Source organism: Arcticibacterium sp. GJ41-1, assembly GCF_055808875.1.
On the sequence record NZ_CM147888.1, the window covers coordinates 5,223,871 to 5,243,707 of the forward strand.

Below are 19,837 nucleotides of genomic sequence, written 5' to 3' on the forward strand. Positions count from 1 at the left end.
GTAATGTTATTGTAATTGAATAATTATTTTCTTTTGGCTTCTACCCAAGTAGCTAAAGTACCTGAGCCACCTAAAACTGATTTTGGAAGTTCTACCACTACTGAAAGCACGTTTGAGCCTGCAAAAGTGTCTGTACCTACAGCATCAAAAGCCGTAGCTGTTCCACCGATAATCTCCGTGTACTTGCCAAAATCAAAAAAGAAAGGGTCGTCTCTAGGACCTGCAAAAACCGTCATACCGTTTTCAGTGGCTACCTCCGCCTGACTTCCGTAAGCCGTAATGTCTACAGAGGCCATAGGAGCAGACTCCATAACCATGCTACTCACTCCTGGAGCTGATGGTGCTACTGGACCAAAGAAATACATTTTACCATCTCTCGGGATAGCCTGAATAACTAGGTCTTCTACATTGTCGCCTGTGTTGTCAATGTTAAATTCAATCATAACATTCTCGTCAAATGCCGCAGCACCTGTAGCTGCTGGACTAAGAAGCCCTTGCACGTTTGCAACAAACACCATGTTAGAGGTATTTTCACCTTGGAATGCATAAAAATCCGTGATGTCTGCTGTGGTTCCTTGTACGCCTGGAGCGTCAATATGGTCAGCTGCAACTATGCCGATTCCTACAGCAAAAAGAGCTGCCACTCCCCAAATTTTTTGTAACTTTTTCATAATTCGTTTTTGTTTTAATTTAAAATTCGGGGTAGCTACGTGTTGGGAGATTGATTTAGATCGAAATAAATTAAATAAAATTTAAACCGCTAATTATAAGTTGACTAAAGCACTAACAAAAACATCAACGCTCATAAGGTTAGAAGAAAAACTGAGGTAAATTCTTTTCTTTGAGACCTAAAAAAGGAAGAAAAAACATTTAAGCACACCTTAAAAAACTATTGGGAGTAGGCTATAATTTCAAAATGAAATATGACCTAACTTAGGTATGCCAGATCTATTTTAAAATTACGTAATGCTAAAATCTTAATAGTATTTGTAAATCGATACAAGAGAAAAATGAGCTGACTAAACCCAAAAAAAGAAGGCCTTATGATTAAGACCCTCTTTCTCCATTAATGATTGATTTACAAACTCTTTTTAGTCAACTCTATTTCACAATGTATAAAAACACCAAAAGCCCCAGAGGGGCTATTATGGTGTGGATGAACGATATCCGGCTACAATCTTTTATACGTTTCCTATAACATATAGTTGCTCTAAAGTAGGGCTTGGTACGCCACCTTCTTTCTCTAAGGTGATGGCAAATGCCGAAGGCGTTCCGTTCACTGTTTTCATAGACAGTAACTTTCCTTCAAAATCATTATCAAGCATCCCCATATCTTCTGGACCATTTTCTCCAATAATCCAAAGCTGATACTGCTTACCCTCCGCTGCTTTTGGAAGGTTATTAACCATGAGTTCTACAGAGTTATCTTTCTGATTCCACATCACGGTTACTGCTGCGTCTGGTATTGCTTCTGTTCCTGCCAGTTTCACAATCTTATTGACAGGGTTTTGAAACTCTGCCAACAACTGGCTATTTGAGTTAAACGAACCTTCTAAAGATTCTACCTTTTGGCTTAACGCTGACGATTCGGTTTTTAATTCATTATTCTCCGAAATCACCCATGCTGTAACTGCTGCTAAAAGAACCGAGGCTGCTAAAGCCATTTTACTCCATAAGGGAATAATTTTCACTTCTTCTATAACTGTTTCAACTTCTGCTTGCTCTTCGTACGTTTCAGGCATTGACTCCTCCTCCACTTCTTCCTCATCTTCTGCGAAAGTCATTTGAGAGAAAATCTGGTCCTTAAGAAAAGCTGGAGGCTCCTTCTCGTAGACTGCCGCATATTTTCCTAGTGATAGATTTAACACTTCAATTTCCTGTTTTATTTCGGGATAGGTCTGAGCCAGGCATTCTATTCCTGCTGCTTCCTTCTCTGAAAGGTGTCCTAAAACAAACTCTTCCAGCATCCCTGATGATTCTATAAATTCTTTAATGTTCATGCTGCATAATAGAGTTTAAGATCCTGTAAAGCTGTCCTAATTCTAGACTTTGCTGTTCCTAATGGAATGTCTAGCTTCTCGGCGGCTTCTTGCTGAGTATAACCCTGCAAGTAAACCAAGTCTAACAAAACCTTTCTCTCTGGTTTTAGTTTATCTACAATTCCCCGTAAATCAATGGTGTTCACGGAAATCTGTCCTTGCTTACTCTCGTCAATTAATCCAATTTGATCTTCAATATCTACGTGATATTTATTCTTTTCTTTTCTGTAAAGATCAATGGACGCATTGCGAGCAATGTTCATCATCCAGGTATAGAGCTTAGCCTTACTAGGCTCATAGTCACCTATTTTTTTCCATATTTTCATGAAGACTTCTTGTAATAGGTCTGCAGCTTTTTCCTCATCGGGAATTATTCTTGAAATGACCCCAAAAAGGGCAGAAGAATAATTATCGTACAAGTACTCGAATGCGTGCCGCTGATTTTTTTTCAAAGCACCTACCAATTCATCTTCTGAATATCTGTTTGTTTTTGTAGCCAAAATGTATTCAGTTTAGAAGATTGTAATGTATAAAACTAAAGTAATTAATTGTCTTTTGAAACTCCCGGCTTATCGTATCACCCGGAGTTTACCTTTCAAATTTAGCTAGGTAATAAAACCTTGTCGATAGAGTGAATTACGCCATTGCTTTGATACACGTCATACACACTAATGTTTGCCGCACCACCTTTTTCATCAATGACCATCACATTGTGCTCGCCATTCATTTTAAAAGTCAATGTTGCTCCAGATAAAGTTTTCATAGTTGCCATTCCTTTACCTTTCTTAATCATTTTCATTAGCTCTTCCGCGTCAATTTTCCCTGCCACCACATGGTACGTTAAAATTGAGCTTAGCATATCTTTATTTTCTGGCTTTAATAAAGTAGCCACTGTTCCTTTTGGCAATGCATCAAAAGCTGAATTTACTGGGGCAAAGACCGTTAAAGGCCCATCTCCCATTAATGCATCCACAAGACCTGCTGCTTTTACAGCTGCCACCAGTGTAGTGTGGTCTTTTGAATTCACCGCGTTTTCAACAATGTTCCTTTGAGCGTACATCGCTTCACCTCCAACCATCACAGTCTGAGCGTTTACCATTGTACTTGCAGCCATTCCTGCTAAAATAAGTGCTAACGTTTTAATTTGCTTTTTCATAATTCGTGTTATTCATAATTTGTATGTGGCATGTACGCCACTGAGATTCTTTTGGATTAAAAGCCCATAAAAAAAAGAGCTCCTGGCATGGAGCTCTCACTTTTAAAAACAATAGTAAACTATAATTCACTAGCTATAAGCAAAGTATTTAGTTACCAATATTTCATTCATTTCTATTACCTTATTTTGAACTTCATTAAGATATTCCATCTCTCGTCCTTCAATATCTTCCATTTGATAGTAAAAAAGCTCATTTCTTAAATTTCTAGCAATAAGCTTAATAGAATTATTCTTCCCCTTTTTATCAAGAGAAAGATCACTAATTCTATCTTTAAACTCAAACAAACAAAAAGCTAAGGATCTTGGGAATTTTTCATTAAATATGAGAAACTCCAAGGCTCTTCTTTTCTTAACTGGCTTTTTGTAAAACTTCCTATTCATATCAAAAGCCTCTAAACTTTTCAAAAGATTGCCAAACTCATTATCAATAAGAATTGGATCAATCCCTTCGAGTGCTGCTTCGTCGTTAAGTTTAAGCTGCGTAATTCTAGTTATCTGAAAACTTCTTTCTAATAAAAGACCAATCTTAAGAATAGACCAACCTTGATCATGAATTAGCGTACTATCTATTCTAGCCTTGCAGAGTACTACCTGGTCTTGCACTTTCAGCATGAACTCACTCATACTAGATTTCAGATATTCTTTTTCATCAAAACTTCCTACATAATGATAAAGGCTATTAACCGCCTCCCATAACTCTGTACTAATAAAGTCTTGTGTACCTCTAAAGTTTTCTCTAAGCAAATTGGCACAAGAAATAATAGAGGAAGGATTTGACATGTCAAAAGCTACATTCCTTAAAACCTCTTGTTGATCCAGTTCCCCTTCGGTCGAAAGATTTCCAGCCATGGAGTTGATATCATGAAGTACAAACTGTAAACCAACCTCGGCTGGACCATCTAAACTTGCAAAATAATTTACTGGCACAAAACGGGCAATGTGCTCCATTCTTTCCAAATTTCTTCCAGCCCAGTATAAATTGTTTGCTATTCTTGAAAGCATATAAATATTTTATTTAATCACCCAGGTGTCTTTCGAGCCACCACCCTGAGAAGAATTTACAATAAGGTTTCCTTTTTTTAACGCCACTCTAGTCAAACCACCAGGTAAAACATAAGAACTATCTTTTCCGAGTAGACAAAACGTTCTTAAATCTAGGTATCGTGGTTCAATCGTCTTAGTCTCCTCAATAAACGTTGGAGCCATAGAAAGACTCATTATAGGCTGAGCAATATACTTTCTTCGATTTGCCGAAATTGTTTTTTGAACCTCACTAATCTCTTCCGCACTCAGTGTATTTCCTATTGAGATGCCATATCCACCAGATTCATCGACTGGCTTAATTACCAATTTGGGGATATTTTCCATGACAAATTTATAATCATCATCAAGCTCACATCTATAAGTTGGCACATTCTTTAGCTTCGCTTCTTCACCCAAATAGAACTTTATAATTTCAGGCATATAGGTATACACCGCTTTGTCATCTGCCACACCAGTTCCTGGAGCGTTCACAATATTGACATTACCAGCTCTATAAGCCCTCATTAAACCTTTTACGCCAAGAACAGAATCTTTTCTAAAAACCTCAGGGTCAAGAAACGCATCGTCAACACGCCTATAAATTACATGAACCTGGGCCGGTCCATTAATGGTACGCGTAAAAACTTTATCATTTTCAACATATAAATCTCTACCTTCTACTAGCTCTATCCCCATCGACTGAGCTAGCCAAGCATGTTCGTAATATGCTGAGTTAAAAACTCCTGGAGTCAGCACAACACACCTAGGTTCGCAGTCCAGACCTTCAGGTGTTACGGATTGAAGCATCTCTAATAAGTGAGACGGATAATCATTTACCTGCCTGGTTTCATTTGCAGAGAATAATTGAGGAAACGTTTCTTTTAACGTTGTTCTATTGGCATAAACATAACTTACGCCAGAAGGGCACCTTGCATTATCTTCTAGCACATAATATTCACCGTCACTATGTCTAATGATATCACTCCCATTAATATGGTTGTATACTCCTCCAGGAGGAACAAAACCTTTCATCTCTTTAAGAAAATTGACAGAGCTTTCGATTAATTCTCTAGGAACAACCTTCTCATTAAAAATCCGCTGTTCATTATAAACATCTTTCAAAAAAAGATTTATTGCCAAATTTCGTTGCAAAATACCAGCTTCTAATTTGTCCCATTTTGAAGAAGTAATCAATCTTGGTACTAGGTCAAACGGAAATATTCTTTCCGTAGCCTGCATTGTTTCAGAATACACAGCAAAGGTAATTCCTTTGTTAAAAAAGATCTCTTTCGCCTCTTTTGCCAGCTTGGCAAAAGTTGTGATGTCATAATTATCAAAGTGATTTGATAATATTTCGTAATGTTTTCTAACCTTCCCATCGGATTCAAACATTTCATCATAAACGTCGCGGTCTGGGATATAAGAATCTATCATACTATTATAATGTTTGAAAATATTCCGTAAAATTGCACTCCTTCGAATATTTATTTGTCAATTGCATACATAAATGAATTCTAGTATTTGCTATTTAACAAAAAAGCAAATGATTATTTCGACAACTTAGGTATAAAACGAGTGAAAATGCAAATAAATCCGAAAGTAATACAGTTAAAAAAAATGTATCACCTTAAGAAACGAAGTTTAACTCAAAAAGAAGCATTTTTGATACGAAATAAATTCTTGGAAATTTACCAACAAAAAAGCTTTTGACAAACATGACCTTCATCACAGTTTAATCACTTAATTGCTTTGAAGGTATATTTTAAGCTAATTACAGTAATTATAAGAAATAAATACTCATATTCATAAATCAATAAAGTACAATATATGTCCATAAGAGTAGCCATTCGTCATCAGATGCATTATGATTATGATAAGTTTATCAATGTGTCTCCTCAGGTCATAAGATTAAAGCCTGCCGTTCATTCCAGAACGCCCATTCATTCCTACTCTTTAAAGATTTCGCCAGAAAATCATTTTATAAATTGGCAGCAAGATCCTTTTGGAAACTTTCAGGCTCGAGTAGTGTTTCCTGACAAAATCAAGAATCTATATGTAGATGTAGAGGTCATTGCTGATTTAATTGTCATCAATCCATTTGACTTTTTTGTGGATGAATATGCAGAAAAGTTTCCTTTTAAATATGAAGACCAACTTCAAAAAGAACTAAGTCCATATTTTGAGATAATGGAAGGCGGACCACTGCTTAAAGACTTTCTTGACACCAAGGTTCCAAAAGAGCCCATGCAGATAGTCGACTTTCTGGTAGCCATAAATCAAGCTTTATATAATCAGGTAAATTATACCATCAGACTAGAAGCAGGTGTTCAAACCTGTGAAGACACTTTAGGCAAAGCTTTAGGATCTTGCCGTGATAGTGCATGGGTTTTGGTTCAGATATTCCGTCATTTAGGACTTGCCGCAAGGTTTGTTTCTGGCTACTTGGTTCAGCTAACTGCTGACGAAAAATCATTAGACGGCCCTTCTGGTCCTGAAGCAGACTTTACAGATTTGCACGCTTGGGCTGAGGTTTTCATTCCGGGTGCTGGCTGGGTTGGTTTAGACGCAACCTCAGGTCTTTTTGCAGGAGAAGGGCATATTCCTTTATCATGTACACCATCTCCTGGGAGTGCTGCTCCTATTACAGGTTTATTAGACGCTTGCGAAACAACCTTTACTTTCAAAAATGAAGTCATTAGAATTCATGAAGAGCCTAGAGTTACCAAACCTTATTCTGACGAACAATGGCAAGATATTTTAGCCCTTGGTGATAAAGTTGATGAGGATTTAGAGGCCATGGATGTTAGACTTACCATGGGTGGAGAACCGACTTTTGTTTCTATTGATGATATGGAAGGTGCCGAATGGAATATTTCTGCCGACGGCTCTCACAAAAGAAAATTAGCACAAGAGCTTACCTTAAGAATTAGAGAGAGCTTTGCTCCAAACGGAATGCTGCATTTTGGTCAGGGTAAACTTTATCCTGGCGAATCTTTACCAAGATGGCAATACGGATGTTTCTGGAGAAAAGACGGACTCCCTATTTGGGAAAACTCTGCTTTGATAGCTTCACCAGCAAAAAAAGGAACTAGTACTAAGGAAGATGGAAAGCTGTTTTTTGAAAAATTAGCAGAACTATTAAACATTGACCAAAAGGCCATCCTTGCAGCTTATGAAGATGCCTTCTATTTTGCTTGGGAAGAAGATAAATTACCTTTAGACAAAGACCCATTAAAGCTTAATTTAAAAGATAGCGTAGAACGAAGAACGCTTACAGAGAATCTTACCAAAGGCTTAAACGAGCCTTCTGGTTATGTTTTGCCTATAAGGTTTAACCGAAAAGATGAGCACTGGGAAAGTTGCAAGTGGCCTTTCAGAAAGAAAAACCTATTCTTAGTACCTGGTAATTCTGCGATTGGTTACCGATTGCCTTTAAACTCTCTTCCTGAGAAAAACATGGAAGAAGAGACTTACCCACGAGACCCCTTTGCCCCGCTTCCAAATCTTGAAGATTATGAAGCTAAATTAAAAGCTGGAAAAAGCCAGGCATTAGCTACAAGAGAAGACATCTGTTTTAAAACAGCGATGTGTTTAGAAGTAAAAGATGGAAGAATTCAAATATTCTTACCTCCACAAGATTTGCTTGAGCATTATCTAGAAATAGTAGCTGCCATTCACTTAGTTGCAAATAAACTTAACACGCCAGTAATTTTAGAAGGTTACGAACCATCTAGCGAAGGCAAGCTTCATAAACTGATGGTTACGCCAGACCCTGGTGTAATTGAGGTAAATACGCATCCATCTGCTTCTTGGAAAGAATTGGTTAATACCACACTCAAACTTTACGAACAAGCTAAACTATCAAGACTTGGTACCGAGAAGTTTATGATTGATGGAAGGCATACGGGAACTGGTGGCGGAAACCACATAACCATTGGTGGAATTACACCAAAGGATAGCCCGCTGCTTAGAAAGCCAAAATTATTACAAAGCATCATTACTTACTGGCAGCATCACCCATCTCTTTCATACCTCTTTAGTGGGCCATTTATAGGACCAACATCCCAAGCCCCAAGAGTGGATGAAGGTAGAGATGATGTACTTTATGAACTAGAAATAGCTTTTAGTCAAGTACCAAAAGAAGAGAACCCACCATTATGGATATCGGATAGGCTCTTTAGAAACTTGCTTATTGATGTCACGGGTAATACGCATAGAGCAGAACTTTGTATAGATAAATTATACTCTCCTTATGGAGCGGCAGGAAGACAGGGAATTTTAGAGTTTCGTGGCTTTGATATGCCACCTCATGCTCATATGAGTCTTGCTCAAAACTTACTTATCAGAACACTTATAGCACGTTTTTGGAAAAACCCTTATGAGAAAAAACTAGTAAGGTGGGGCACTGAACTCCATGACCAGTTTATGCTAGAGCATTACGTTAGGCAAGACCTCAATCAAATCTTATCAGAGATTCAAGAGTCTGGCTATAAAATCGAACCTTCTTGGTTTGATGCCTTCATTGAGTTTAGATTCCCTGTATTGGGTAGAGCACAGTTTGGTGACATCTCTCTGGAGCTTAGATGGGCTATTGAACCATGGAATGTTTTAGGCGAAGAAGTTACTTCTCAAGGCACCGCGAGGTATGTAGATTCGTCTGTAGAGCGTGTCCAAGTGAAAGTGAACGGCTGGAATTCTGACCGATACATATTAGCATGTAATGAAACCAAGATACCGCTGAGAGCTACTGGTCAAAAAGGTCAATTTGTAGCTGGCGTACGTTATAAAGCATGGGCACCACCTTCCGCATTACACCCTACCATAGGTGTGGACACCCCACTACTTTTTGATATAGTAGATACTTGGAATAATAAATCTATTGGAGGTTTCACGTATCATGTGGCTCACCCAGGTGGCCGTAATTATGACACCTTGCCGGTAAATAGCATGGAAGCTGAGTCAAGGAGGCATACCAGATTCTACAGCGAAGGACATACCCAAGGCAGTGTAAAAACTGTTCAGGAATACACCGCAGTTGGGCGATTCTTTGAAGAAAAAAGAGAAACTAGAACGGTTAACATTCCGATGGAAGAAACCACTTCAAACCTTTCTACAACATTGGATTTAAGGAAGAGTAGGAAGTGATTTAATACGTAGAGGCTAGTTTAAGACCTAGCCTCTACTTTTATAAAGCTGATTCTCTGGAATACTACATCATACAAGACGAAGAAATAACTTAGACAAAGATTTCTTTCTTCTTCGTGATATCTTAAGGACTGTGTTATCCACTAGCGTAACTGTGTCTATTCCAACACATTTCAAGTACGCAGAGTTAATAAGTGTACCTCTGTTTATCCTTTTAAAACTTTGACTAGATAATTGTTCTTGAAACCGCTTGAGTGTAAGGCTCGACATTAGTTTATTCCCATTCCTCAGATAAAAGTTAGTATAATTTATATCTGCTTTTAGATATAGAATATCTGCAGTTCTAATTTCCGCTCGGCTTACATTTATCGTTTTCATTGAGATATTTTAAGGTGAATTTAACTTGTCTAATTTTATTCACTATATCTCCAAATGAAAAGGTTTCCAACAAAACTATCTGTTGAGGATCTCAACTGCTGATAACCGAAGTTAATTGCTTCATAAAAATTACCGTAGACAAATGCCGAACCGTTATTAAAAGAAAGGCCTCTAACAAACTCATCTTCTCCGTCAGGTGCAATAATAGCCCATTGTAAATCGCCACTTGTATTATACTTTGAAAGGAAGGGCTCTCTTTCGTCTACACCTCTTCTATAGTATGAGGTGCCATTTGAGGAATAGAAATAAGAATTGTATTGCATGGTCCCGGCTAAATAAGCATTACCCGAAGGATCTACTGCTACATCATTGCTATAGTTATTATAGCCCCCTGTATTTCCATGCTTGGCTGTCCATTGAATATTACCACTTAAGTCATATTTAGCGATGAAACCATTTCTATAATAATTAGATCCAACAGAAGATAATGGATTAGAACCAAGGCCAGCTCCAAAAGTAATTGTTTGCTCATAGCTGCCACATATATATATACAATTTGCAGCTTGCGAATAAGCAATTCCTCCCATGTTTTCCTCTTCGACATTTCCTGCTGTATTCACCCAGCTTAAGACTCCATTGGTATTGTATTTTGCAACGAAAGTGTCATAATTACCTCTAGAAGTATGACTAATCACTCCTCCACCTTCGCCAAACTCTGCTGTCCCAGTATAATACCCCAACACGTATACATTATTAGTATTATCACAAACTAGTTCAAAACCAGATTCTTCATTGCTTCCTCCTCCATCTGTTTTTACCCAACTGTAGTTACCATTAGAACCATTTAACTTAGCAATAAAAATATCGTCCGTATTAGTAATAGAAGTAACTGAATTACCATCAAAGGATACAGTCCCACGAACGAGGCCAGTGGCTAAAACATTTCCGGCCTGATCAAAAGCAACACCCCTGCCCCTGCAATTGTAATTCCCAGATGACGCTGCCGTTTTATACCATTGAAGAACACCGGAAGGATTATACTTTACAATAAATATTTGTTCATAATTGGAACTTGTTGAATGAGAAGATGAGCCTCCATTTGTAGAATAAAAAGTCGTGCTCCTCTGTAAAGAACCTGTTACCGCAATATTCCCAGCATTATCTAAAGCGACATCATGGATAAATTGATCATCCAAACTACCTCCAATCTGTGTTGCCCAAATTAAATTTCCATCTTTATCATGTTTCACAATATAACCATCATATTCGCCAAGAGATGTGAGTGTCATTTGGTTTCCACTTTTACCAAAGGTTATTGCTCCTCTAAAATAACCAACGGAGACTGTATTGCCTGAACCATCAGCAGCTATAGATTGCGAATAAGCATAATTGTCTGCAACAGATTTATAAGCATAAGAAGAACTTAATGGTGTACTAGCAACTACATCCGCACCTACACAATCCCAATTCAAACCATTATAGGTTTTAAGGCAATTTAAGTCAGTGTCATAAGCCATTAAACCATTCGCTGGATTTTGGATTGCATTAATTTGGACAGTAGTCATTCTTGGCGGAAGCATTCCTTTATCTGTACTTCTCACTTCAAGTACAGCAGAATTATCAATGACAGCTTGCTTGTTGGAGTTTGCAACTACGGTCCCCTTATCGTCAAAATTAATAGTCGACTGGGATTTTAAAGTATTGCAAAAAGCGAGGTTAAAAAAAATAAGGCTTAGTAAAACTCTTTTCATGTGAGTGCTTTTTTTAGTTGAACAATTAAGTTATCAGCACCTAAAAGTCTACTAAATTTTTCACTAAAATTGGTATGAGCCTATGGAGTCGGCATTTTACTTCATGAATTCAAGCAGTCAGACAAGGAGCCCAAAACACCCGGTCCTTTCACCTTAAACTCTTAGACATTAAGACAATAATGATGTTTTAGCATATTACTTAAAGTTATCTCAACACATCGCTTTCACCCTTAAACTACTAACCAATTAGTAGATAAATACTAATTCATTAGGAATACTACTAATCAATTAGTAGTATTGTGTATCAATAATTCAATTTATGGTACAATTAGCGAAGAGAGAAGACCAAATAATGCAGATTGTTTGGCGTCAAGGAGACGTTTTTATCAGAGATATTATAGAGGAGCTACCAGAACCTAAACCACATTATAACTCAGTGGCTACTATTGTGAAAATCCTGGTCAAAAAGGGGTTTCTGAATTCAGAAAAAATAGGTAACACACACCAATATTCAGCAGCTGTACCTTTTGAAGATTATAGAAGAGAGCATTTAGGAGAAATGAACATCAAAAAGAAATTCTTCGGTGGTTCATTCTCAAGAATGGTAGCACATTTTGCAAAAGGCGAAAACCTTTCGGAAGAAGAGATTAAAGAATTGGTTTCTGTTATCAACAAAAATAAAGAAGCCTAAATCATGCTAACATTACTCTTGAAAGCCTCCTTCATACTAGCCGTTCTACTGGTATTTTACAAGCTATTTTTAGAAAAAGAGAGCTTCTTTTCTGTCAATAGATTTTACTTGATTGCTTGTTTAGCATTTGCATTCACACTGCCATTTATCAGTTTACCAAAAATGGTAAACCAACAAGGTTTAGTTTCCAAAATCATAGAGAAAGTAGAGTCAAAGCCTCAGGAAAACCTCGCAATTACAAACAGCGAAACGATTCCAACTTTTGAAAGTAAAACAGACGCTTTAAGTCCTAATACCACTGTAAATTCAGAAAGAACTTTCGCAGATTGGTTACTAATCATTTATTATTTCGGAGTTGCTATTTTCTTCTTAAACTTCATTTCGCAGGTCATTTCAGTGCTTTATAAGGTCTGGAAAAGCAATGATAAAATAGAAGACGAACAAGCTATTATTATTAACACACCTTTGGTACAAGAGCCTTGCTCCTTTTTCAATTATATCTTCATAAATCCAGATAGTTATGATTTTGACACCTACGAGCAGATTTTAAAACATGAGAAGATTCATGTGAGCAAACGCCATTCTTTCGATTTGTTATTTTCAGAATTAGCTGTGATAGTTCTATGGTTTAATCCGCTGGTTTGGTTTTGGAGGAACGAGGTGGAAAAAAACATTGAATATCAAACCGACGATGAATTACTAGAAAGAAAAGCGGTGAAACGAGATTCATATCAAATGAACCTCCTCAAAGTGGCCACTTACACTCGCCCTTTGACCATTACAACCAATTATAATCAGTCATTATTAAAACAACGAATTATGAAAATGAATACAAAAAAATCAAACAAACAGAGTTATTGGAAATATGCCTTTTTAGCTCCACTCCTATTTGGAATATTACTCTTAACTAACAATCCTCTTGGAGCTTTTGCACAGGAAGATATTGCTCAAAACTATGATGAGTCAAGTAATTCTCCAGTAACAAATGCGGATTCAGAACCTGAAAACATTAGAGACTTTGTCTTCAGTACAAAAGGCTGTAGAAACTTACTAAGAGCTGTAAAAAGCGAAAACATTGAAGACGTTAGGGAAACCCTAAAAAGTCAAAACCCAGACTGTACGTATACAGGAGATGGTGAGCCACGTACTCCCCTAGTGGCAGCAGCCAGAAAAGGAAATTATGAAATAGGTAAAATGATATTAGAAGCTGGCGGAGACTCAGAATACCACTATTCAATGGATGAAAGCCCATTAATGGCTGTTTCTCGCAGCGGAAATATTGAGCTTACACATTTACTCTTAGAATATGGTGCCGATGTTAATCGAGAGAGCCGCGGAGATGGCACAGCACTAATTTATGCAGTAAGAAATAACCGTTATGAAATAGCTGAACTGCTACTAGAAGCTGGTGCAGACCCATATCAGAATGTCCCTGGTGACGAATACGCCATGTTTCACGCAAGGTCTTCAAATAACAAGAAGATGATTAATCTTCTGAAAAAGTACGAAAAGTAAGCCATCCAAATTTGTGATATTATTTTAAAAGTGCTGTTAACTACAGCTAGCCACTGCTTTGCTTAATACCTCCATTTGAATGTAAGATAGAACGTAGCCACTGTCACATCGAGCAAAGCCGAGATGCTCCTACATGGACTATTCTCGTCTTCGCTCGAACTGACAATCCAACAAGCGGAATCTCAACATCGAACATCAAAACACCCCAACCATGTTTCAAAAAAACTTAAAAACAGCTTTCAGGTATCTGAAAAGCCATAAACAATTTGCTTTCATCAATATTATAGGCCTCACATTTGGCTTTTATTGTTTCTTTTTACTCAATGCCTACGTACTTCGCGAACGTTCTTTTGACCAGAATCAGGAGCAGGTATTTCGTTTGTTAGAAACCGTCACCGACGAAAACGGCAAAACCAGAGAATCGGCTCAACTGGCTCCTGCCATTTCTCGCAATGCCGAAAGCCTTTTTGATGAAGTGCTCTCACAAACACAGCTGGTAGGCATAGGCAGAAGAGATGTAGGAAACGACCCTGAGACAGTCTCACATGAACCCATTATTGTGATGGGCGATAATTTTACCGAAGTCTTTAATCTACCTTTTCAAGAAGGAACCTTAAACCCCGACTCTGATGGTATTGTACTTACCAAAACCATCAAAGAGAAATATTTTGGTGTCGAAACTGCTCTAGGAAAAACCTTGAATATAGGCCGTGCTAAATTTCCTGTGGCGGCTGTTTTAGATGATTTCCCAGAGAATTCGCACCTCACCAATGGCATTTTTATAACGGAACAAATAGCACGTAAGTTTTTTAATGAGTGGGATGAAGCCATTGCCTCTGATTTTCTAAACAGAAATTTTATCAGCTACTTCAAACTCGTTCCCAATGCAGATTTAAACAAGCTAGAAAAGAAAATTGAAACATTAACAAAGAAAAACTATCCCACTTCTGAGGTATTCAAAAGCACTTTTAAAGTGCAAGCAGTTCAAGATATTCACCTATACCAAAACGAGATAGAAGGCGAAATTAACAATGCCAAAGGCAATGGATTATATGTAAAACTCTTCTTCTGGATAGGTCTGATTATACTTCTGGTAGCATCTTTTAATTATGCAGGATTGCTAAATATCGCTTTTATGGACCGAGCCAAAGAAATTAATCTTAGGCAAATAATGGGTTCAGGTAAATTGGCTCTGCTCTGGCAGTTTCTTTCCGAATCTATCTTGTTAACCAGCGTTTCCATGTTTTTGGCATTTCTCCTACTTTTTATAAGTAAATCCTACATTCAAAACCTTTTTAACACCTCTTTAAATTTGTCGGAAATCCCGCTATCAGGTATTCTTTTTACCTTGGCTCTAGCCCTATTCGTTAGTTTCTTAGCTGTGGCTTATCCATTTTCTTTAGTCATTAAAAATGACTCTTTCCGAAATAAGCTATCAACCTCTAAACTTCAATTTAGACGTTTCATGCTCATTTTCCAGTTTGTGGCAGTCATTTCCTTTTTGATGGCTTCCATTGTTTTTAACATGCAGTTAGACTTCCTAAAAAATCGTGAGGCCGGTTTCCAAAAGGAGGGTTTGGCCACCATTGATGTGAACAGTTTTGTGCTTCGCCAAAGGTTTGAAGCCATAAAAACGGAGTTTTTAAGAATTCCAGAAGTAGAAGCGGTAAGCGTGACTTCACGCGTTCCTGGCGAATGGAAAAATATACCTATTGTGAAAGCCTTAAAAAATGGTCAAAGCATAGAAAACGCGGAAGATGCTCTTTTCATTGGTGCAGATAAAGACTTCCTGAAAACCTTTCAAGTAGAGCTTAGCCAAGGCCAAAACTTTACAGGAATGAATTCTGACAGTTCTAAAGTACTCATTAATGAAGCTGCCGTAAAAGCCCTCGGTTTAAATGACCCTATCGGTCAAAGCATTGATATACCAGCGGTCAATTTTGGAGGAAGTACAGAAACGCTAGCTCAGGTTTTTAAAGTCAGAATTGCTGGCATGGTAAAAGACTTTCAAATGGAAGACTTCCGAACCTCTGTAAAGCCGCTAATCATTAGCCACTGGAACAATCCCATTCATGCCATAGATTATTACACCCTCAAAATTAATAGTCCCGACTGGGCTAAAACCAGAATTGCTCTTGAAGAAGTTAATGATGCATTTGCCCCAGAAAGCCCAATAGAATTTAATGTTTTGGATGCCCAGTTTGACCGTTTCCTTCAAGCCGATTTGTCTCGATTTAAACTCTTAAACTTCTTTTCTTCCATCATAGTATTATTAGCCTTTATGGGACTTTTTGCCATGAGTGCCTTTGTAGCCAAAAGCCGAACAAAAGAGATTGGCATCAGAAAAGTTTTGGGTTCTAGCGTCACGTCCATTGTCAGTTTATTATCAACAGACTTTGTAAAACTAAGCATCATTGGACTCGCCATAGCCGTTCCTATAACCTGGTATTTGTTAAATCAATGGCTCGCCGACTTCGCTTTCCGCATTGACATAAAATGGTGGATGGCGGCTATTGCAGGACTTGCTTGCCTATGTTTAACCTTACTCACCATTAGTATTCAAGTTATCAAAGCCGCTCTAATGAATCCTGTGGAAAGTTTAAAGACGGAGTAAGAAATAGTCACTAAATTGAGACGTAAAACTCAAAAACAATGCCCTTCAAAATACTCCTTCTCTTACTTCTCTGTTATTCAAGCTTTTCTCAAAATACAGTTCCCACGTCCTTTGAAGGCAAAAAGCTGGTTTGGAATGATGAATTTAAAATTGAAGGAAAACCCAATCCTGAAAACTGGAGCTTTGAAGAAGGTTTTAAAAGAAACAATGAATTACAGTGGTATCAGGAAGAGAATGCCATTTGTGAAAATGGAATACTAAAAATCACTGCGAATAGCGTAGAAAGAGACAATCCAACCTATCAAAAAGGCAGCAAAGATTGGCGTTACAGCAGACCAGAAATCACTTTCACCTCGGCTAGCATCCATACTAGAAATAAAAAGGAGTTCCAGTTTGGTACATTTCTTATTCGGGCAAAATTAGACAGTACTTTGGGCTCATGGCCTGCCATTTGGACTTTAGGTGTTGAGAAACCATGGCCTTCAAATGGCGAAATTGACATCATGGAATTATATCGCGTTAACGGCGAAGCCACAATCCTTGGCAATATGGCATGGGGAACAGACCAAGCCTATAAAGCAAAATGGGATAACCGTAAAATTCCATTGACACACTTTCTTGCCAAAGACCCAGACTGGATAAACAAATTTCATATTTGGCGAATGGACTGGACAGAAAGCGACATCAAAATTTTCATAGACGGTGAACTTATCAATGAGGTAAAACTCTCTGAAACCATAAATCCCGACGGTTTTAATCCTTTCAAACAGCCACATTATTTTCTTTTAAACCTTGCCATTGGTGGCAATAATGGCGGAGAGCCAAGACCAGAAACCAAGACCATAAAATATGAGGTAGATTATGTGCGAGTTTACCAGTAAACCTAGGAGATAATACTAGCAAGAACCGTATCAAACAGAAAACTCATCATGTCCGAAAGCAAACCGAAATGTTCGCTTTCGGACATTTTAGCTTTTAACTAGTTTTCATAAAACCTTAATTAATAATACATTAAAGGACATGGCATGGTGTGTGAATTTAAATGTGCAAGTAGATGGCACTCATAAACTCAAACCCAACTATGTTAAAGAATTACCTGAAAATCGCTTGGCGAAACCTTCTTAAAAACAAGGGCTTCTCTATCATAAATATTGGTGGATTGGCTTTAGGCATGACTGTCGCCATTTTGATAGGTTTATGGGTTTATGATGAGCTTTCGTTTGATGGTTCACATGAGAAAAAAGACCGTATCGTTCAGGTGATGCAGCACATGAAACGAAATGGCGAAAAGAAAACGCAGCCATGGAACCCCTACCCTATGGCATCGGAAATCAGAAAACTGTATTCTTCCGATTTTGAGCACCTTGCTCAGTCTACCGGCAGTTACGAAGTGCTAAAGTCTGGAAGCAAAAAGGCGTTCAATCAGGGTAGTTTTATTGAAGAAGAAATAACTGATATTTTAAGCTTTGATTTTATTGGCGGCACCAAAGCCGCATTAAAAGAGCCTTACTCCATTATGCTTTCGGAGCGTGTTGCCAAATCACTCTTTGGAAACGAAAGTGCACTGGATAAAGTCATCAACATTGACGATAAATATGATGTAAAAGTTACCGCCGTTTATAGCGACTTTCCTGAGAACTCCACTTTTAAAGATTTGGCTTACGTGATGCCATGGAAGCTTTTTCAAATAAGAGAAGCCGAGTGGATAGAAACTATGGAAGACCCATGGCGACCAAACTTTGCTTTCACTTACGGTTTATTGGCCAAAAATGCTGATTTAGAAACGGTTTCTGCAAAAATCAAAGACACCAGACTTCGTAATTTGAACGAAAGACTTGCCCTACAAGAGCCAGAAGTTTTCCTTCACCCAATGTCTAAATGGCATTTATACGAAAAATTTGAAAACGGAGTTAACGCTGGTGGAAGTATAGAGTATGTTTGGCTTTTTGGTATTGTTGGTTTATTTGTTTTGTTTTTGGCTTGCATAAACTTCATGAATTTGAGCACTGCCCAGTCAGAACGAAAAGCGAAAGAAGTAGGCATCAGAAAAGCCATTGGCTCCAAACAAAATCAATTGGTTTTTCAGTATTTAAGTGAATCAGTTTTAACAGCCACTTTTGCCTTAATCATATCGGTAGTTTTATGTTTTGCACTCTTACCTAGCTTTAATGAAATCGCAGGAAAACAAATCAAAATTGAATGGCTTAACCCTATCTTTTGGAGCATCCTGATAGCTTTTACTCTTTTTGTTGGCTTGCTATCTGGCAGTTATCCTGCTTTGTATTTATCCTCTTTTAAGCCTGTTAAGGTTTTGAAAGGTACTTTTAAAGCGAGTCGGTTTGCAGCTTTGCCAAGAAAAGCCCTCGTGGTGGTTCAGTTTACCGTAAGTATTGCCCTCATCATAGGCACATTAGTCGTTTTTCAGCAAATTAATTTTGCCAAAGACAGACCACTCGGGTATAGCCAAGACAACCTCATTTATATTAGAGTTACACCAAAAACACATCAGAATTTTGAAGCGATAAAAACAGAGTTAAAGAATGCTGGTCATGTGGAAGAAATGGCAGCTTCTTCTACTCCACCTACCTACCTAGGAAGTACCACCACGGGTATAGACTGGGATGGAAGAGATAAATCGCAAAGTTTAGAAGTTCCTTTCTTTTACATTTCTGAAGATTATGGAAAAACTATCGATTGGGAAATAATTCAGGGTCGCGATTTCTCCAAAGATTTTGACGATGAAAGAAAAGCCTTTATTGTCAATGAAGCCGCAGCAGCACTTTTCAACAAAGACAATGTAGTCGGTCAAATGACAAGATGGGACAGCGAACCATTTGAGATAGTTGGTGTAGTTAAAAACATGATTATTGACTCGCCTTACGAGCAATCAAAACCAATGTTTTATCTGGTTGATAATTCTGGGATGCAGCTTTTTGACTTAAAATTATCGGGTGACAAAAGCATTGACAAGTCTTTAGCAGGCATTGAAAGTGTTTTCCAAAAATTTGACCCAGAAACTCCTTTTAGCTATGAATTTGTGGATGAGGTGTATGCCACCAAATTTGACATGTTAAGAAGACTGAGCAAGCTCATCAATATTTTTGCTTCGCTAGCCATTCTAATTAGCTGTTTAGGTCTATTCGGTCTGGCAAGTTTTATGGCCATGCAGCGGTCAAAAGAAATTGGCGTTAGAAAAGTTTTAGGTGCTACAGTAACCAATCTTTGGGCTATGCTATCAAAAGATTTTATCCTATTGGTATGTATTTCTATGCTTATAGCCGCTCCTCTTTCAGCATATTTTATGACTGATTGGCTTAGCTCTTTTGATTATAAAACAGACATCGCCTGGTGGACATTTGCAGTAACAGGTTTTGGAGCACTTTTTATCACGCTAGCCACAGTAAGCTATCAGAGCATTAAAGCGGCGGTAGTTAACCCAGTAGAATCATTAAAATCAGAATAATT

14 protein-coding genes are annotated in these 19,837 nt (G+C 37.9%); 6 read left to right on the top strand and 8 right to left on the bottom strand.

What is annotated here, in order from left to right:
- Window positions 1-23: 23 nt before the first annotated feature.
- The 6 genes from AC0L6O_RS21650 to AC0L6O_RS21675 all read right to left on the bottom strand — a co-directional run bounded on the left by AC0L6O_RS21650 (window position 24) and on the right by AC0L6O_RS21675 (window position 5,712).
- Window positions 24-671 carry a DUF4331 family protein gene (locus AC0L6O_RS21650; protein ID WP_473305310.1) on the bottom strand — a complete coding sequence of 216 codons (648 nt, stop codon included), beginning with the start codon at window positions 669-671 and terminating at the stop codon, window positions 24-26.
- Window positions 672-1,181: 510 nt separating this feature from the next.
- On the bottom strand, window positions 1,182-2,000 hold the full coding sequence (locus tag AC0L6O_RS21655; RefSeq protein ID WP_473305311.1) for an anti-sigma factor: 819 nt from the start codon (window positions 1,998-2,000) through the stop codon (window positions 1,182-1,184).
- Window positions 1,997-2,539, bottom strand: a complete 543-nt coding sequence (locus tag AC0L6O_RS21660) for an RNA polymerase sigma factor (protein ID WP_473305313.1) — start codon at window positions 2,537-2,539, stop codon at window positions 1,997-1,999. The genes AC0L6O_RS21655 and AC0L6O_RS21660 overlap by 4 nt, the downstream gene beginning before the upstream one ends.
- A 101-nt stretch (window positions 2,540-2,640) precedes the next feature.
- Window positions 2,641-3,195, bottom strand: a complete 555-nt coding sequence (locus AC0L6O_RS21665) for a fasciclin domain-containing protein (protein ID WP_473305314.1) — start codon at window positions 3,193-3,195, stop codon at window positions 2,641-2,643.
- Between the two features lie 129 nt (window positions 3,196-3,324).
- Window positions 3,325-4,257, bottom strand: a complete 933-nt coding sequence (locus AC0L6O_RS21670; protein WP_111373394.1) for an alpha-E domain-containing protein — start codon at window positions 4,255-4,257, stop codon at window positions 3,325-3,327.
- A gap of 9 nt (window positions 4,258-4,266) precedes the next feature.
- Entirely contained in the window at window positions 4,267-5,712 is a 1,446-nt protein-coding gene (locus AC0L6O_RS21675) for a circularly permuted type 2 ATP-grasp protein (RefSeq protein ID WP_473305316.1), read from the bottom strand.
- 393 nt (window positions 5,713-6,105) lie between these two features.
- On the opposite strand from AC0L6O_RS21675, the gene AC0L6O_RS21680 reads away from it, so the two are divergent.
- Complete coding sequence (locus AC0L6O_RS21680) at window positions 6,106-9,423, top strand: transglutaminase family protein (protein ID WP_473305317.1); 3,318 nt, start codon at window positions 6,106-6,108, stop codon at window positions 9,421-9,423.
- A gap of 69 nt (window positions 9,424-9,492) precedes the next feature.
- Here the strand turns inward: AC0L6O_RS21680 and AC0L6O_RS21685 are convergent, their stop codons facing one another.
- Window positions 9,493-9,801, bottom strand: a complete 309-nt coding sequence (locus tag AC0L6O_RS21685; RefSeq protein WP_473305318.1) for a LytR/AlgR family response regulator transcription factor — start codon at window positions 9,799-9,801, stop codon at window positions 9,493-9,495.
- Window positions 9,802-9,836: 35 nt separating this feature from the next.
- On the bottom strand, window positions 9,837-11,552 hold the full coding sequence (locus AC0L6O_RS21690; protein WP_473305320.1) for an SBBP repeat-containing protein: 1,716 nt from the start codon (window positions 11,550-11,552) through the stop codon (window positions 9,837-9,839).
- 319 nt (window positions 11,553-11,871) lie between these two features.
- Between AC0L6O_RS21690 and AC0L6O_RS21695 the strand changes: the two genes are divergently transcribed.
- The 5 genes from AC0L6O_RS21695 to AC0L6O_RS21715 all read left to right on the top strand — a co-directional run bounded on the left by AC0L6O_RS21695 (window position 11,872) and on the right by AC0L6O_RS21715 (window position 19,835).
- Window positions 11,872-12,243, top strand: a complete 372-nt coding sequence (locus AC0L6O_RS21695; protein ID WP_473305321.1) for a BlaI/MecI/CopY family transcriptional regulator — start codon at window positions 11,872-11,874, stop codon at window positions 12,241-12,243.
- 3 nt (window positions 12,244-12,246) lie between these two features.
- Window positions 12,247-13,758: an ankyrin repeat domain-containing protein gene (locus tag AC0L6O_RS21700; RefSeq protein WP_473305322.1), complete on the top strand. Its 1,512-nt coding sequence runs from the start codon at window positions 12,247-12,249 to the stop codon at window positions 13,756-13,758.
- 211 nt (window positions 13,759-13,969) lie between these two features.
- Window positions 13,970-16,372, top strand: a complete 2,403-nt coding sequence (locus tag AC0L6O_RS21705; RefSeq protein ID WP_473305324.1) for an ABC transporter permease — start codon at window positions 13,970-13,972, stop codon at window positions 16,370-16,372.
- Window positions 16,373-16,410: 38 nt separating this feature from the next.
- On the top strand, window positions 16,411-17,253 hold the full coding sequence (locus AC0L6O_RS21710) for a glycoside hydrolase family 16 protein (RefSeq protein ID WP_473305325.1): 843 nt from the start codon (window positions 16,411-16,413) through the stop codon (window positions 17,251-17,253).
- Between the two features lie 200 nt (window positions 17,254-17,453).
- Window positions 17,454-19,835: an ABC transporter permease gene (locus AC0L6O_RS21715; RefSeq protein ID WP_473305326.1), complete on the top strand. Its 2,382-nt coding sequence runs from the start codon at window positions 17,454-17,456 to the stop codon at window positions 19,833-19,835.
- Window positions 19,836-19,837: the final 2 nt, after the last annotated feature.

Coding starts and splice junctions, on each gene's coding strand:
- AC0L6O_RS21685 (WP_473305318.1), bottom strand. CDS start 9,801: ATGAAAACGATAAATGTAAGCCGAGCGGAAATTAGAACTGCAGATATT.
- AC0L6O_RS21700 (WP_473305322.1), top strand. CDS start 12,247: ATGCTAACATTACTCTTGAAAGCCTCCTTCATACTAGCCGTTCTACTG.
- AC0L6O_RS21675 (WP_473305316.1), bottom strand. CDS start 5,712: ATGATAGATTCTTATATCCCAGACCGCGACGTTTATGATGAAATGTTT.
- AC0L6O_RS21655 (WP_473305311.1), bottom strand. CDS start 2,000: ATGAACATTAAAGAATTTATAGAATCATCAGGGATGCTGGAAGAGTTT.
- AC0L6O_RS21715 (WP_473305326.1), top strand. CDS start 17,454: ATGTTAAAGAATTACCTGAAAATCGCTTGGCGAAACCTTCTTAAAAAC.
- AC0L6O_RS21695 (WP_473305321.1), top strand. CDS start 11,872: ATGGTACAATTAGCGAAGAGAGAAGACCAAATAATGCAGATTGTTTGG.
- AC0L6O_RS21650 (WP_473305310.1), bottom strand. CDS start 671: ATGAAAAAGTTACAAAAAATTTGGGGAGTGGCAGCTCTTTTTGCTGTA.
- AC0L6O_RS21690 (WP_473305320.1), bottom strand. CDS start 11,552: ATGAAAAGAGTTTTACTAAGCCTTATTTTTTTTAACCTCGCTTTTTGC.
- AC0L6O_RS21705 (WP_473305324.1), top strand. CDS start 13,970: ATGTTTCAAAAAAACTTAAAAACAGCTTTCAGGTATCTGAAAAGCCAT.
- AC0L6O_RS21680 (WP_473305317.1), top strand. CDS start 6,106: ATGTCCATAAGAGTAGCCATTCGTCATCAGATGCATTATGATTATGAT.
- AC0L6O_RS21670 (WP_111373394.1), bottom strand. CDS start 4,257: ATGCTTTCAAGAATAGCAAACAATTTATACTGGGCTGGAAGAAATTTG.
- AC0L6O_RS21710 (WP_473305325.1), top strand. CDS start 16,411: ATGCCCTTCAAAATACTCCTTCTCTTACTTCTCTGTTATTCAAGCTTT.
- AC0L6O_RS21665 (WP_473305314.1), bottom strand. CDS start 3,195: ATGAAAAAGCAAATTAAAACGTTAGCACTTATTTTAGCAGGAATGGCT.